Consider the following 14,048-nt stretch of genomic DNA (forward strand, 5'->3'; position numbering starts at 1 on the left):
AAGGCACCATGTGTCTGGCAGTCCCGGGACGCGTCCTGCGTACCGCCGAGGTCGACGGCGCCGTGATGGCGGAGGTCGACTTCGGGGGTGTGCGCAAGGAGGTCTGTCTCCAGTACGTCCCCGACGCGGTGGTCGGTGAATACGTCGTCGTCCATGTCGGCTTCGCCATCCAGCGGCTCGACGAGGCATCCGCCCTGGAGACCCTGGCCAACTTCGAGAGGCTCGGGCTTCTGGAGGAGGAGTTCGGGGACGGCTTCGAACTGGCGGCGAGGCAGCGGGACTCGGTGGAAGGAGCGGACCTGTGAAGTATCTGGACGAATTCAGCGACCCCCAGCTGGCCGAGCGGCTGCTCGACCAGATCCACGCGGCCACGACCCGGCCGATGGCGATGATGGAGGTCTGCGGCGGCCAGACACACTCGATCATCCGGCACGGGATCGACCAACTGCTCCCGGAGCAGATCGAGTTGATCCACGGTCCCGGCTGCCCGGTCTGTGTGACCCCACTGGAGATCATCGACCGGGCGCTGGCCATCGCCGCACGCCCCGGTGTCATCTTCTGTTCCTTCGGCGACATGCTGCGGGTGCCGGGCAGTGGGCAGGACCTGTTCTCCGTGAAGAGCGCGGGCGGTGACGTACGGGTCGTGTACTCGCCGCTCGACGCGCTGAAACTGGCCCGGGAGAACCCGGACAGGGAAGTCGTCTTCTTCGGAATCGGCTTCGAGACGACCGCTCCCGCCAACGCCATGACGGTGTATCAGGCCCGGCGCCTCGGAGTGCGCAACTTCTCGCTGCTCGTCTCGCACGTCCTCGTTCCGCCCGCGATCGCGGCCATCATGGAGTCCCCCACCTGTCGCGTCCAGGCGTTCCTGGCGGCGGGGCATGTGTGCAGTGTGATGGGGACCGCCCAGTACCCGGCGCTGGCGCAGCGGTACCGCGTGCCCATCGTGGTCACCGGTTTCGAGCCGCTCGACATCCTGGAGGGCGTTCGCAGGACCGTTCTCCAGCTCGAAGAGGGCCGGTACGAGATGGAGAACGCCTATCCGCGCGCCGTGCGGGCCGAGGGGAACCTGCCCGCCATGGAGATGCTGCGGGACGTGTTCGAGGTCACCGACCGGACCTGGCGCGGCATCGGGACGATCCCGCTCAGTGGATGGCGACTGGCCGGGAAATACGCGGAGTTCGACGCCGAGCGCCGGTTCGACGTGGCGGCGATCCGGACGGCCGAGTCGTCGCTGTGCCGGTCGGGCGAGGTCCTCCAGGGCCTGATCAAGCCGCACGCGTGCGCCGCGTTCGGCAAGGAGTGCACACCGAGGAATCCGCTCGGCGCCACGATGGTCTCCTCCGAGGGGGCGTGCGCCGCTTACTACACGTACCGCCGACTGGAACTGGTCGATGCGAAGTGACCGAAGTGACTGATGTGACAGAGATGACCGAGACGGCCGGGACGACGGCTCAGCCCTCCCCCGTCCGGGGCGTCGAGCTGGACTTCGAGAGCTGGGTCTGCCCCGTACCGCTGCGCGAGACCCCGACGGTGGTGATGGGCCACGGGGGCGGCGGCGCGATGTCGGCCGAGCTGGTCGAGCACCTCTTCCTCCCGGCGTACGGCTCGGCGGCGGCCTCGGAGTTGGGCGACTCCGCCGTGCTCACCGTCGGCGAGGGCACCCGACTCGCCTTCTCCACGGACTCGTTCGTGGTCAAGCCGATGTTCTTCCCGGGCGGCTCCACCGGTGACCTGGCGGTGAACGGGACGGTCAACGACCTGGCGATGTCGGGTGCCGTACCGCTCTATCTGTCCTGCGCGTTCATCCTCCAGGAGGGGACCGCGCTGGGCGACCTCGGTCGGATCGCCCAGGATATGGGCGCGGCGGCGCGGGCGGCCGGGGTCCGGCTGGTCACCGGTGACACCAAGGTCGTCGACAGCGGCAGCGGGGACGGTGTGTTTGTCAACACCTCGGGGATCGGTGTGATCCCCGACGGTGTCGACATCGGCCCGCGTCGCGCGCGGCCCGGTGACGCCGTGCTGGTCAGCGGCGACATCGGGGTGCACGGCGTGGCGGTGATGAGCTGCCGGGAGGGCCTGGAGTTCGGCACGACGGTGGAGAGCGACACCGCGCCGCTGCACGGGCTGGTCGCCGCGATGATCGCGACCGGCGCCGACGTACATGTGCTGCGCGATCCCACCCGCGGAGGCGTGGCGGCCTCGCTCAACGAGATCGCCACCGCCTCGGGGGTCGGTGTCGAGCTGATCGAGCGGGAGCTGCCCGTACCGGAAACGGTGCGGGACGCGTGCAGCCTGCTGGGGCTCGACCCGCTCCAGGTGGCGAACGAGGGCAAGCTGATCGCCATCGTGCCGGCCGACGCCGCCGAACGGGTCCTCGCCGCCATGACGGGCCATCCGCTGGGGCGCGGGGCGCGCCGGATCGGCACGTGTGTGCCGGAGCATCCGGGCATGGTGGTCGCCAGGACCGGTCTGGGCGGCTCCCGGGTGGTCGGCCTGCCGGTCGGGGAACAGCTTCCGAGGATCTGCTGAATGAGCGAGCGCGGCGCGGTCCTCTTCGCGCGGTACGCCTATCCGCCCAACGAACTGGGCTACTGCGGGCCCGCCGACGCCTCCGCCCTGTTCCGCGCGGAGGCGACGGCGGCCATCGAGGGCCATGCCCGGAGGTTCGAGGGTGCGTGGTGTTATCTCGAACTGCTCGCCGAGAGCGCCGGCATCCCCGACCCCCTGGACGAGCGGGTGGTCGAGGCGTACTGGATCGGCAACGAGCTGCTCGACCTGACCGACCCCGCCGATCTGCTGGCCCGGATGCGCGACCGGTTCCGGGGCCAGCTGGGCGGCACCTGGCGCGAGGCGTCGGACCGGGCCCTGGCCCACCACAGTTTCCAGGTCTTCGACGTGTATCCGTGGGCCGGTCTGCTGCGGGCCTCGGCCCATCCGACGGCGCTCTCCGTCCTCGACCGGTGCCGTATCCGTACCGGGCGGGTCCGTTCGGTGCACGGTGAGTCGGCCACCGTCGAGTGCCGGGCCCTGAGCTGGACGGGCGCCCATCTGGTTCCGGGCCGGCCGCGCCAGGAGTCCGTGCGCTGGTCGCGGGACGGCCGGTCGCTGATCCCTGGTCTCGCGCCCGGCGATCTGGTGGCGCTGCACTGGGACTGGGTGTGCGACGTCATCACGCCGTCCCAGGCGGCTCGTATCGAGGCGGCGGAGGCCCGCCAGCTCCGGGCCCAGGGCCTGGCTCCGCTCGAAGCGCCCGGCAGGACCACCGCCGGGACCACGGCCGCGCCGGGGTGATACGGGCCGGGGCCTGCCTCGCGCCCGTTCTCCCGGCGGCGGGCGCGAGGCAGGCGCCGGCCCGGCGGGGCCGTCCGCCGTTCATCCGGGCCCGGCCGGGGTGTGGAGCCGCTCGGCGGGCCGGTCGCCCAGCACCGTGTCCGGTGTCCCCGCGTCGCACAACACCCCCTCGCGGAGCAGCAGGACGTGCCCCGCCGTCGACGCCGCGTCCAGGTCGTGGGTCGCCTGGACGACCGTGACCCCGTCCGCGGTGATCTCGGCGAGCACATCGGCGATCAGGCTCCGGGCCGTCGCGTCCAGCCCTGTGGTGGGCTCGTCGAGCAGCAGCAGGTCCGCTTCCTGCGCCAACCCCTGCGCGACCAGGACGCGTTGACGCTGGCCGCCGGACAGCTCGCCCAGCTGCCGGTGGGCGAGGGCGCTGACGCCGAGCCTCTCCATGCACTCCCCCACCTTCGTCCGGTCGTCACGGGAGAGCCGCTTCCACGGTCCGAGATGTCCCCATCTCCCCATCGCCACGGTCTCCCGCGCGGTGAGCGGCAGCGCGTCGGCCGCCTTGCTCCGCTGCACCACGAACGCCGGGCGGCGGCCGGTCCGGTGCGTCACCGTTCCCCCGGTCACCGGGATCACCCCGGCCAGCACGCCGAGCAGGGTGGATTTGCCCGAGCCGTTCGGCCCCACCACCGCGGTGGTGGTGAACGCCGGTATGCGCGTGGTGAGTTGTCTGAGCACCACACGGTTGGCATAGCCGGCCGACACCTCGCCGAGCACCACTTGTCCGGGGTTCACACGATCGCCTCCCACTCTCCTTGTTGTTTTGATAATCATTTTCATTATAGAGTGCGGCCTCATGGAATGGCTGACGGGCCCCTTCGAGGTGGCTTTTGTTCAACGGGCCCTGTGGAGCGGCATGCTGGTGGCGCTGATCTGCGCCCTCGCCGGCACCTGGGTGGTGCTGCGCGGTATGGCGTTCTTCGGCGACGCCATGTCCCACGGCATGCTTCCCGGTATCGCCCTGGCCTCGCTCCTCGGGGCGAATCTGCTGGTGGGCGCGGCGGTGAGCGCGGCCGTCATGGCGCTGGGCGTCAGTGTGGTCGGCCGGTCGCCCCGGCTGTCGCAGGACACCAGTATCGGGCTGCTCTTCGTGGGAATGCTGTCGCTGGGCGTGATCATCGTCTCCCGCTCGCAGTCGTTCGCCGTCGACCTGACCGGTTTCCTCTTCGGCGAGGTGCTCGCCGTACGTCCGGTCGATCTCGCCCACCTCGGGATCGCGGCGTGTGTCGCGCTGGCCGTATCCGTAGCGGGGCACCGGTCGTTCGTCGCCCTGGCCTTCGACGAGCGCAAGGCGCACACCCTGGGGCTGAGGCCGCGGGCCGCGCACACGGCGCTGCTCTGCCTGCTCACCCTGGCGATCGTCGCGTCCTTCCACATCGTGGGCACCCTGCTGGTCTTCGGCCTGCTGATCGCTCCCCCGGCCGCCGTGCTGCCGTGGGCCCGTCGCATTCCGGTGATCATGGCCGGGGCCGCCGGTCTGGGAATGAGCGCGACCTTCCTCGGGCTGCTGCTCTCCTGGCACCTCCACACGGCCGCCGGAGCGACCATCGCCGCGACCGCTCTCCTTCAGTTCACCCTCTCGACTCTGGCGGCCGGTCTCCGCGACCGGTTGGCGCGCTCCGCGACGCCCGCCCCCGGCACCGACCGCCCTCACCTGGAATACGGACATCCGTCATGACATCGCCAACACCCCCCGTGCCCCGCGCACCTGGCAGAACCCGCACCCTGACGGTGCTGTCCTGCGCCCTTCTCCTCGGCCCCGCGCTGCTGACCGGATGCGGGAGCGGCGACGGCGCCGACCGGGCGGACCCGAAGGCGCGGTCGAGCGGCACGGCCGCCCCGCACGGTTATGTCGAGGGAGCCGAGGAGACCTCGGAACAGCAGTCCCGGCTCGTACTGGCGGACGCGGACACCGGCGCGGTCGGCGTGCTGGACCTGATCGGTGAGAAGGTGACGCCGCTGAAGCGCGCCGAGGGCGTTCAAGAGCTGCGCACCGACGGCAGGTTCGCCTACCTCGGCACCTCCGGCGCGACCCGCGTCCTCGACAGCGGGGCCTGGACGGTGGACCACGGCGACCATGTGCACTACTACCGGACCACGATCCGTGACGTCGGCACGGCCGACGCGACGGCCGACGCCCATGTCCACGGCGATCCGGCCCTGACCGCGCTCTCCTCCGGGACCGGCACCGCCCTGCTGCTCGACCGTGCGGAGTTGGAGAACGGCGCCGTGGGCCGTGGCCGGGTCCTGGACGGCGCGGGGCGAGGAGCGGTCGTCCCCTATCGGGAACATCTCCTGGTCGCCGCCGCAGGAGCCGATCACGACTCCGTACAGGTGCTGAGCAGGGAGGGAGCGGATGTGGCGGTGCTCGACGAACCGTGCGCCGACGCCCGGGGCGAAGCCGTGACCCGCCGGGGCGTGGTCTTCGGATGTGCCGACGGGGCCCTGCTGGTCACCGAGGAGAAGGGCACGTTCCGTGCCGAGAAGATCCCCTACGGCTCCCGGGTGAGCGCCTCGGAGCGCGCCGTGGACCTGCGCCACCGCGCGGGCGGCACCACCGTCGTGGCCCCGTCGGGCGAGGACGCCGTCTGGGTCCTCGATGTCACCGACCGCGCCTGGACCCGGGTGGAGACGGGTCCGGTCGTCGCCGTCAACACTGCGGGCGAGGGCGCGCCCCTGCTCGTGCTCGGCGCGGACGGCGCGCTCGCCGCGTACGACACCGGCACCGGCGCGCGCACCGCCCGGGTGCCCCTGCTCTCCGCGAAGGGGGCGGCGTCCGCCGTCATCGAGGTCGACACCGGCCGCGCGTACGTCAATGACGCCGCCGCGCGGAAGGTCTACGAGATCGACTACAACGACGACCTCCGGCTCGCCCGTACCTTCCCGCTCGACTTCGCGCCCACGTACATGGTGGAGACCGGACGATGACGAACCCCCGCCGGCCCGCGCCGCCCCGGTCCGTACCGCTGCGCTCCGCGCTCGCCCGGTCGTTGCTGCTGCCGTCGCTCTGCGCCCTGCTCGTCCTGGGGGTGAGCGGCTGCGCCGGGCAGGAGCGCGGCCGTCCCAGCGTGGTGGTCACCACGAACATCCTCGGTGACATCACCCGGCGCGTCGTCGGTGACGAGGCCGCGGTGACGGTCCTGATGCGTCCCAACGCCGATCCGCACTCCTTCGGTATCTCCGCGCCCCAGGCCGCCTCCGTGGAACGGGCCGACCTCGTCGTGTACAACGGGCTCGGCCTGGAGGAGAACGTACTGCGCCCGGTGGAGGCCGCACGGGCGGCGGGCGTCGCCACCCTGGCCGTCGCCGAGGGCGTCGACCCGCTCGGGTACGGGGCGGGCGAGAACGCGGACGCCCTGGACCCGCACTTCTGGACCGATCCCGAACGGGTCGCCGAGGCGGTCGATCTCATCGCGGAACAGGTCGTCGAGCGGATCGCCGGCGTCGACGCGGCGGCCGTCCGGAAGAACGCCGCGGCGTACTCCGCCGAGGTCACGGAACTCACCAGCTGGATGCGGAAGGAATTCGACCGGATACCGCCGGACAAGCGGCAGTTGGTGACCAATCACCATGTCTTCGGCTATCTGGCGCAGCGGTTCGGATTCCGCGTCGTCGGTGCCGTGATCCCGAGCGGGACCACCCTGGCGTCACCCAGCGCTTCGGATCTGAAATCGCTGGCCGACGCCGTCGAGAAGGCAGGCGTCCGGGCGGTCTTCGCGGATGCCTCGCAACCGGACCGGCTGGCCCAGGTGCTCAAACGTGAAAGCGGCCTCGATGTCGCCGTCGTGCCGCTGTTCTCCGAGTCCCTCACCGCCGAAGGCGAAGGAGCCGCCACCTATCTGGACATGATGCGCGCCAACACCAGGTCCATCACCGCGGGCCTGATCCCCGAGGAACCAGCACCTCGCCGGTCGTGAGCGACCGCTCCGGACAACGCGCCGCGCGTCGGCGTCGAAAGGAACAACACATGAGGAAGAACATGACACGCCCCAGAACAGCCGCCGCCATCGCCCTGCTGCTGGCGGGCTCCGCCGCGCTCACCGCGTGCGGCGGCGCGCGGTCGGAGCCCTCGGCCACGAAGGCGGGCGGGTCGACGGCCCCCTCGGCGCCGCCGGTGGAGAACCCGATCGTCACCACGTACGACGGCGGTCTGTACGTCCTGGACGGCACGACGCTGAAGGTCGCCGAGGACATACCGCTGGCCGGGTTCAACCGGGTCAACCCGGCGGGCGACGACCGCCATGTGATGGTCTCCACCGCCACCGGCTTCCGTGTCATGGACGCGGTGGGGCGGCGGCTCACGGACGTCGAGTTCAAGGGCGCCAAGCCGGGCCACGTCGTGCGCCACGCGGGCCGTACGGTGCTCTTCGCCGACGGCACGGGCGAGGTCACCGTCTTCGATCCGAAGGACCTCGGTGACACGAAGCCGCAGGCCGAGACGTACTCCTCCGCCCACGCGCATCACGGCGTGGCCATCCAGCTGGCCGACGGAGAACTCCTGACGACGCTCGGCACGGAGGAGAAGCGGGTCGGCATCACCGTGCTGGACAAGGACCGCGAGGAGATCGTCCGCAGCGAGGAGTGCCCCGGGGTGCACGGCGAGGCCACCGCACGCGACGAAGCGGTGGTCATCGGCTGCGAGGACGGAGCCCTGATCTACCGGGACGGCGCCGTCAAGAAGGTCAGCAGCCCCGACGCGTACGGCAGGATCGGCAACCAGGCCGGTTCCGACGCCTCGCCGGTCGTGCTGGGCGACTACAAGAAGGACAAGGACGCGGAGCTGGAGCGCCCCGAGCAGGTGTCGCTGATCGACACGGTGACGGGCAGGCTGCGGCTGATCGACCTCGGCACCAGCTACACCTTCCGCTCGCTCGCGCGGGGCCCGCACGGTGAGGCGCTCGTCCTCGGGACCGACGGCAGGATCCATGTCATCGACCCGTCGACGGGCAAGGTCACCCGGCGGATCGCGGCCCTCGGCTCCTGGCAGGAGCCGCTGGACTGGCAGCAGCCGCGCCCGGCGCTGTTCGTACGGGACACCACCGCGTACGTGTCGGATCCCGCGCACAGGAAGCTGCTGGCGATCGACCTCGCCTCCGGTGAGCGGTCGGCGTCGGTGACACTGCCGAAGGCCGTGAACGAGGTGAGCGGTGTGACGGCGCACTGACGCTCACGCCGAGGCGAACATCTCCAGCAGCCCCCGGGGCGCGTCGTCGGCGAAGCACAGGGCGAGTCCGGCGGCGGAGTCGGCGGCGGCCGCCTCGGCGCGCGGGAACATTCCCCGCTCGTACGCGGCCAGCGCGCCCTCGGTGCCGTCGGGGGAGGCGGCCAGGGCCAGGCCGAGATCGGCCGCGTCGATCATCGCGAGGTTGGCGCCCTCCCCGGCGAAGGGGGACATCAGGTGGGCGGCGTCCCCGAGCAGTGTGACACCGGGCACGCGCTCCCAGCGGTGGCCGACGGGCAGCGCGTGGATCGCGCGCGGCACGAGGGCGCCGTCCGCGTCGGCCACCAGCGCCCGCAGGCTCGGGTCCCAGTCGGGAAAGAGCGCCAGCACGGCTTCCTTGGCGGTCGCGGTGTCGCTGAAGTCGATGGTGGTGACCCAGTTCTCCGGGACTTCGAGCGTGGCGTAGGTGTGCAGGCAGCCGTCGGACTCGCGGTGGGCGAGGAAGCCCTTGCCCGCGCCGAGTGCGAAGAGGACCCCGCCGCCGACGACCGAGGCGCTGGCGGGGTGGCGGGTGTCCGCGTCCCGGAGGTTCACCTCTACCATCGAGAAGCCGGTGTACGTCGGGAGGGCGTCCGAGACCAGCGGGCGCACCCTCGACCAGGCTCCGTCCGCGCCGACCAGCAGGTCGGCGGTGAACACGGCGCCGTCGGCGAGGGTCACCTCGTGGCGGCCGTCGTCGAGGGTACGGACCCCGGCGGCCTTGGCGCCCCACCGGACGGTGCCCTCGGGCAGCGCGTCGAGCAGCAGGTCGCGCAGCTGCCCCCGTTCGACCTCGGGGCGGGTGCCCGTGCCGTCGTCCTCCTGGGCCATGCGGACCTCGGCGTGTTGGTCGAGGACCCGTGTGGCCTGTCCTCCGGGCAGCACCAGCCGGCGGAAGTCCGCCAGGAGACCGGCGGCGCTCAGGGCCGCCTGGCCCGATTCCTCGTGGATGTCGAGCATGCCGCCCTGGTGGCGCACGTCCCGGGACGCCTCCTGGTCGTAGACGGCCGCTTCGATGCCGTTGACGTGCAGGACCCGGGCGAGTGTCAGGCCGCCGAGACCGGCGCCCACGACGGCGATGCGATGGTGTGTGTTCATGGTGCTTCTCCGTGACGTGTCGGACCGGCCCGGCGGGCCGGATGTGGTGTTCAGCGGTCCGCGACGGCCGCGTCGTCGTCCGGGGCGGCGAACGGGTTCGGGGTGCGCGCGATGCCGTTGATCAGGGTGCGGAAGCCCCAGGACAGCCGCTCGTGCGGGGCGCCGGACATCAGGTCGGCGCCGAGGGCCGCGATACGCGGGTGGGTGCGCTCGTCCACCGTGTCGATGGCGTGGGCCAGGGCGTCCCAGTCCTCCCGCTCGCCGTCCGTGCCGTCCCGGCCCGCGTGCTCGGCGGCCGTCGCGGTCGCGTGCAGCATCAGGGTGTCCACACCCCAGGCGGCCCGTCCGCCGGGCACCCCGCCCTCGTCCAGCAGCCCCAGCAGCCTTTCGAGCAGGGCCAGATAGCGCGGCCCGCCGGGGCGGGCCACCAGTGCCGAAGCGGCCAGTCCCGGGTGGGCGAGGAGTACGGAGGTGTAGGCGGTGAGCAGCCCTTCCAACCGCTCCTGCCACTCCCCCTCGGCCGGGGCCTCGACCGTCCCCAGGAATTCGTCGAGGATCGCCGCGTGCAGTGCGGCGGTGTTGCTGACGTAGACGTAGAGCGACGCCGGGCCGGTGTCCAGCTCGCGCGCCAGCCGTCGCATGGTGACTTTCCGCAGGCCCTCGGCCCGGGTGATCTCCATGGCGGTGGCCACGATCACGGCCCGGCTCAGGGCCGGCTTCGCGGGGCGCTCCCGACGGCTGCGCGGTTCGGTGTGGGGATCCATGCCTCCCACCGTAACGAACGCGTTCGTCAGAGACAAGTCCGTGACGAACGTGTTCGTCGATACATTCTTCGTATGGAGGTTCCGTACTCGTCCGTGTCGGGCGGCGGGGCCTCAGCGCCGGGGCCGGCTCCCGGCGCGCTCGGCGGGCAGCCAGCGGTAGCGGCGTTCCGGGCGGCCGGCCACGCCGTAGCGCAAGGAGACGTCGACGTCGCCGGTGACGGTGAGGTGCTCCAGATAGCGGCGCGCGCTGACCCGGGAGACGCCGATGAGAACGGCGCACTCACGGGCGGAGAGGGTTCCCTCGGTGTCGCGCAGGGCGCGGACGACGAGGTCCGCCGTCTCGGGGCTCATGCCCTTGGGTACGGCGGGAGCCGCCGCCGGTGCCGCCGTACCGGGACGGGTCAGCAGCCGGTCGACGTCCCGCTGCCCGCTGATGACGGCGTTGTCCAGGCTCGCCCGCTGCGCCGCGTACTGCTCCAGCCGGACCCGCAGGTCGTCGAAGTCGAACGGTTTCAGAAGGTAGTCGACGACCCCGTGGCGTACGGCGCCGCGCACCGTCTCCAGCTCGCGCGCCGCGCTGACCACCAGGAAGTCGCAGGTGTGCCCCGTCGCCCGGAGCCGGCTGATGACATCGAGTCCGAAGACATCGGGGAGATAGAGGTCGAGCAGCACCAGGTCCGGGGCGCGTTCCGCGATCCGCGCGAGCGCCTGCTCCCCGGAGTTCGCCTCGCCGACGACGCGGAAGCCCTCGCACCGGCCGACGAAGCCGCTGTTGATCCGCGAGACCATGAAGTCGTCGTCGACCACGAGCACGTCGATCACCGGACCGCCTCCATCGTCTCGTGGGCGAGTCGCCCCACGGGCATGTGCGCGGTGAACACCGCGCCGTCGTCGGTGTTGGTGACCGCCACCTCACCGCCGCGTCGGGTGCCGACCAGTTGGGTGAGCGCCAGTCCGATACCGCGTTCGCCGCCGCGGGCGGCCTTGGTGGTGAAGCCGCGGGCGAAGACCTCGTGGGCCAGTCCCGGCGCCACCCCGGGACCCGAGTCCCGCACCACGATCTCCACGCCGGAGGCGTCGTGGCGCAACTCCACCTCCACCCATGCCTCGTCCCCGCCCCCCTCGGCTGCGGCGTCGATGGCGTTGTCCACGAGGTTCCCGGTCACCGTCGCCACATCGGCGGAGTCAGCGGGCCCCAGCCTCGGCAGCGCCGTGCGCTCGGAGAGCCGCAACCGCACCTTGCGCTCGGCGGCCAGAGAGGACTTGGCCATCACCAGGGCGGCGACGGCGGTGTCGTCGATCCGGCTGGTCACCTGGAGGCCCAGCGACTTGCGGTGGCCGCTGAGCACGCGGATGTAGCGCAGCACCTCCTCGGGCTCGTCCATCTGGGTCAGCCCGGAGATGATGTGGAGCTGATTGGCGAACTCGTGCGCCTGCGCGCGGAGCAGTTCGGTGGTGGAGCGGAAGGAGCCCAGTTCGCGTTCGAGCCTGGCCAGTTCGGTACGGTCCCGCAGCGTGGTCACCGAGCCGAGGGAGCGGCCGTCCTTGACGACGGTCATCCGGTTCATCACCAGCACCCGGCCGCCCCGGATGGCGATCGCGTCGCCCGCGTCCCGCCCGGCGGTGCCGGGGCCCTCCCTCCGGCCGGCGGAACCGCTCTTGCCGGTCGGGACACCCTTGCCGCCCTGCCCGTCCTTGCCCGCCAGCACGTCGTAGAGGCGTTCCTCGATGCCCAGCTCCGTCAGGCTCATGCCGACGCAGCGCTCGGGCAGGTCCAGCAGCCGTCGCCCCACCTCGTTCACCAGCGTGACGCGCAGCGCCGGATCGAGGGCGATCACGCCCTCGGCGATGCCGTAGAGCATGGCTTCCCGGTGCTCGGCGAGGCCGGCGATCTCGCGTGGCTCCATGCCGAGAGTCTGTCGTTTGATGCGCCGGGCCAGCAACCACGAGCCGAGGACCCCGAGGACGACGGCGATCCCCAGATAGAGCACCAGGTACGAGGAGGCTCCGGCCAGCCGCTGCCAGACCGTCGGCGCGGCGACACCGATCATCACCGTGCCGAGGTGGCTGCCCCGGTCCGCCGGTGAGGCGCCGAGGACCGGGGCCCGCGCCGCCAGTTCCTGGGCTCCGCCGACCCGGATATGGCCGGACCATCCGCTGCGGTCGTCGGCGGTCCGGCCGTCCACGAGCGGCAGCGGTGTGCCGACCAGGGTGGGGTCGGTGGAGGCGACGGCCCGTCCCTCGGCGTCGGCCACGGTCACCGATGTCACTCCGGACTGGGCCTGTGTACTGTGCACCAGCGGGGCGAGCACCTCGCCGGGAGCGGGCTTCCCGAGTCTGCCGCGGACCAGCGGATTCCAGGCCAGCTGCTCGGCGAGCGCCGTCACCCGGCGCCCCTCGACCCGGTCGAAGGTGGCTTCGGACTGTGCCAGCGAGACCGCGCCCACGGCCGCCACGACCACCACGATGAGGGCGAGTTGGAGGACGAGCAGCTCACCCGCCAGGGTCAGCCGGCGGAATCTCGCGAACACAATGGATTCAATCTTCTCCGACAGCACAAGGACACGGCGATGCCCGCCGCGTCGGACAATCATGGCGCCGGGGATCCGGAAACGAAAGGGGCGGATGGTGACGGTTCGGATCACCGCGTTGCTGAGTCTGCTGGTCATCGTCCCGATACTCACCGTGGCCGGCTGCGCGGAGGCGCCGTGGGACCGGTCGGCCGGGAGCGGCGGTTGGGCGGCCGAGCCGCGCATCATGGCTCCGAACGCTCCCGGCGGCGGGTACGACACCACCGCGCGGACGGTGGCCCGGGTGATGGAGGAGACCGGGATCGCGCCGGGCGTCCAGGTGTTCAATCTGCCGGGCGCCGGAGGCACCGTCGGCCTTCAGCGTGTGGTCGACGAACGGGGCAACGGCGCGCTGGCCATGCAGATGGGGCTCGGGACCGTCGGGGCTTCGTACGTCTCGGGTTCGCGGGTGACACTGGCTCAGACCACACCGATCGCCCGGCTGATCGAGGAGGCGGGCGCCGTCGTCGTGGCGCGGGACTCCCCGTACACCTCGATCGGCGCGCTGGTGAAGGCGTGGCGGGCGGACCCGGAGAAGGTGACGGTCGGCGGTGGCTCGTCACCCGGCGGGCCCGACCATCTGCTGCCGATGCGGCTCGCCAAGGCCGTCGGGATCGATCCCCGGTCGGTCGGCTACCGCGCGTACGAGGGCGGCGGCGAGCTGTTGACCGCTGTCATGGACGGCAGTGTGACGTTCGGTGCCAGCGGGTACGGGGAGTTCCTCGACCAGGTCGCGGCGGGCCAGTTGCGGGTCCTCGCGGTGACCGGTACGGAGCCGGTGGGCGTCCTGGAGGAGGTGCCCACGCTGAAGGCGTCCGGTATCGATCTGGTCTTCGCCAACTGGCGGGGCATCGTGGCGCCGCCGGGGATCAGCGCCCGTGAGCGCGAGCGCTGGACCGACGCGCTGGACCGGATGCGCCGGTCGGCGCGGTGGCGGACGGAGCTGGCCAGGCACGGCTGGAGCGACGCGTTCCTGACCGGCGACCGGTTCGCCGACTATCTGGCCGAGCAGGACAGGGCCACCGCGGAGATCCTGTCCCGGCTCGGACTGATGTCGTGAGCCCCCTCGCC

14 protein-coding genes are annotated in these 14,048 nt (G+C 71.8%); 9 read left to right on the plus strand and 5 right to left on the minus strand.

What is annotated here, in order from left to right; all coding sequences use genetic code 11:
- Window positions 1-8: 8 nt before the first annotated feature.
- The 4 genes from ACFY6S_RS01825 to ACFY6S_RS01840 are packed head-to-tail and all read left to right on the plus strand — an operon-like array spanning window position 9 to window position 3,294.
- Window positions 9-305, plus strand: coding sequence for a HypC/HybG/HupF family hydrogenase formation chaperone (locus ACFY6S_RS01825; RefSeq protein WP_388829352.1), 297 nt, complete (start codon window positions 9-11; stop codon window positions 303-305).
- The gene (hypD, locus tag ACFY6S_RS01830; RefSeq protein WP_388829355.1) at window positions 302-1,405 is read left to right on the plus strand and encodes a hydrogenase formation protein HypD; all 1,104 of its coding nucleotides are present in this window, start codon (window positions 302-304) and stop codon (window positions 1,403-1,405) included. Before ACFY6S_RS01825 ends, hypD begins: the two co-directional genes overlap by 4 nt.
- Window positions 1,406-1,428: 23 nt before the next feature.
- On the plus strand, window positions 1,429-2,532 hold the full coding sequence (gene hypE / locus ACFY6S_RS01835; RefSeq protein WP_388829724.1) for a hydrogenase expression/formation protein HypE: 1,104 nt from the start codon (window positions 1,429-1,431) through the stop codon (window positions 2,530-2,532).
- Complete coding sequence (locus ACFY6S_RS01840) at window positions 2,533-3,294, plus strand: DUF6390 family protein (protein ID WP_388829358.1); 762 nt, start codon at window positions 2,533-2,535, stop codon at window positions 3,292-3,294. It abuts the gene before it with no gap.
- A gap of 81 nt (window positions 3,295-3,375) precedes the next feature.
- Here ACFY6S_RS01840 and aztA read toward each other — a convergent pair whose 3' ends face one another.
- Entirely contained in the window at window positions 3,376-4,125 is a 750-nt protein-coding gene (aztA, locus tag ACFY6S_RS01845) for a zinc ABC transporter ATP-binding protein AztA (protein WP_388829361.1), read from the minus strand.
- A gap of 16 nt (window positions 4,126-4,141) precedes the next feature.
- On the opposite strand from aztA, the gene aztB reads away from it, so the two are divergent.
- Genes aztB through aztD form a run of 4 tightly spaced genes read left to right on the plus strand, consistent with a single transcriptional unit; the run spans window position 4,142 to window position 8,509 of the window.
- Window positions 4,142-5,023, plus strand: coding sequence for a zinc ABC transporter permease AztB (gene aztB / locus ACFY6S_RS01850; protein ID WP_388829364.1), 882 nt, complete (start codon window positions 4,142-4,144; stop codon window positions 5,021-5,023).
- Window positions 5,020-6,273 (plus strand): hypothetical protein, encoded by a 1,254-nt coding sequence (locus ACFY6S_RS01855; protein WP_388829367.1) that lies wholly within the window; start codon window positions 5,020-5,022, stop codon window positions 6,271-6,273. The genes aztB and ACFY6S_RS01855 overlap by 4 nt, the downstream gene beginning before the upstream one ends.
- Window positions 6,270-7,262 carry a zinc ABC transporter substrate-binding protein AztC gene (gene aztC / locus ACFY6S_RS01860; protein ID WP_388829370.1) on the plus strand — a complete coding sequence of 331 codons (993 nt, stop codon included), beginning with the start codon at window positions 6,270-6,272 and terminating at the stop codon, window positions 7,260-7,262. Before ACFY6S_RS01855 ends, aztC begins: the two co-directional genes overlap by 4 nt.
- Before the next feature lie 50 nt (window positions 7,263-7,312).
- On the plus strand, window positions 7,313-8,509 hold the full coding sequence (aztD, locus tag ACFY6S_RS01865) for a zinc metallochaperone AztD (RefSeq protein WP_388829373.1): 1,197 nt from the start codon (window positions 7,313-7,315) through the stop codon (window positions 8,507-8,509).
- 3 nt (window positions 8,510-8,512) lie between these two features.
- On the opposite strand, the gene ACFY6S_RS01870 is transcribed toward aztD, so the two are convergent.
- The 4 genes from ACFY6S_RS01870 to ACFY6S_RS01885 all read right to left on the minus strand — a co-directional run bounded on the left by ACFY6S_RS01870 (window position 8,513) and on the right by ACFY6S_RS01885 (window position 12,938).
- A complete protein-coding gene (locus tag ACFY6S_RS01870) occupies window positions 8,513-9,643 on the minus strand; it encodes an FAD-dependent oxidoreductase (protein ID WP_388829376.1) in 1,131 nt (376 codons plus the stop codon).
- Between the two features lie 50 nt (window positions 9,644-9,693).
- A complete protein-coding gene (locus tag ACFY6S_RS01875) occupies window positions 9,694-10,407 on the minus strand; it encodes a TetR/AcrR family transcriptional regulator (protein ID WP_388829379.1) in 714 nt (237 codons plus the stop codon).
- A gap of 111 nt (window positions 10,408-10,518) precedes the next feature.
- Complete coding sequence (locus ACFY6S_RS01880) at window positions 10,519-11,229, minus strand: response regulator (protein WP_388829382.1); 711 nt, start codon at window positions 11,227-11,229, stop codon at window positions 10,519-10,521.
- The gene (locus ACFY6S_RS01885) at window positions 11,226-12,938 is read right to left on the minus strand and encodes an ATP-binding protein (protein ID WP_388829385.1); all 1,713 of its coding nucleotides are present in this window, start codon (window positions 12,936-12,938) and stop codon (window positions 11,226-11,228) included. The genes ACFY6S_RS01880 and ACFY6S_RS01885 overlap by 4 nt, the downstream gene beginning before the upstream one ends.
- A gap of 94 nt (window positions 12,939-13,032) precedes the next feature.
- Between ACFY6S_RS01885 and ACFY6S_RS01890 the strand changes: the two genes are divergently transcribed.
- Window positions 13,033-14,037 (plus strand): Bug family tripartite tricarboxylate transporter substrate binding protein, encoded by a 1,005-nt coding sequence (locus ACFY6S_RS01890; protein ID WP_388829388.1) that lies wholly within the window; start codon window positions 13,033-13,035, stop codon window positions 14,035-14,037.
- Window positions 14,038-14,048: the final 11 nt, after the last annotated feature.

This window comes from Streptomyces sp. NPDC012835 (assembly GCF_042900885.1).
GTDB lineage: Bacteria > Actinomycetota > Actinomycetes > Streptomycetales > Streptomycetaceae > Streptomyces.

Coding starts and splice junctions, on each gene's coding strand:
- ACFY6S_RS01825 (WP_388829352.1), top strand. CDS start 9: ATGTGTCTGGCAGTCCCGGGACGCGTCCTGCGTACCGCCGAGGTCGAC.
- hypE (WP_388829724.1), top strand. CDS start 1,429: ATGACCGAGACGGCCGGGACGACGGCTCAGCCCTCCCCCGTCCGGGGC.
- ACFY6S_RS01840 (WP_388829358.1), top strand. CDS start 2,533: ATGAGCGAGCGCGGCGCGGTCCTCTTCGCGCGGTACGCCTATCCGCCC.
- aztA (WP_388829361.1), bottom strand. CDS start 4,125: ATGAAAATGATTATCAAAACAACAAGGAGAGTGGGAGGCGATCGTGTG.
- aztB (WP_388829364.1), top strand. CDS start 4,142: ATGGAATGGCTGACGGGCCCCTTCGAGGTGGCTTTTGTTCAACGGGCC.
- ACFY6S_RS01855 (WP_388829367.1), top strand. CDS start 5,020: ATGACATCGCCAACACCCCCCGTGCCCCGCGCACCTGGCAGAACCCGC.
- aztC (WP_388829370.1), top strand. CDS start 6,270: ATGACGAACCCCCGCCGGCCCGCGCCGCCCCGGTCCGTACCGCTGCGC.
- aztD (WP_388829373.1), top strand. CDS start 7,313: ATGAGGAAGAACATGACACGCCCCAGAACAGCCGCCGCCATCGCCCTG.
- ACFY6S_RS01870 (WP_388829376.1), bottom strand. CDS start 9,643: ATGAACACACACCATCGCATCGCCGTCGTGGGCGCCGGTCTCGGCGGC.
- ACFY6S_RS01875 (WP_388829379.1), bottom strand. CDS start 10,407: ATGGATCCCCACACCGAACCGCGCAGCCGTCGGGAGCGCCCCGCGAAG.
- ACFY6S_RS01890 (WP_388829388.1), top strand. CDS start 13,033: ATGGTGACGGTTCGGATCACCGCGTTGCTGAGTCTGCTGGTCATCGTC.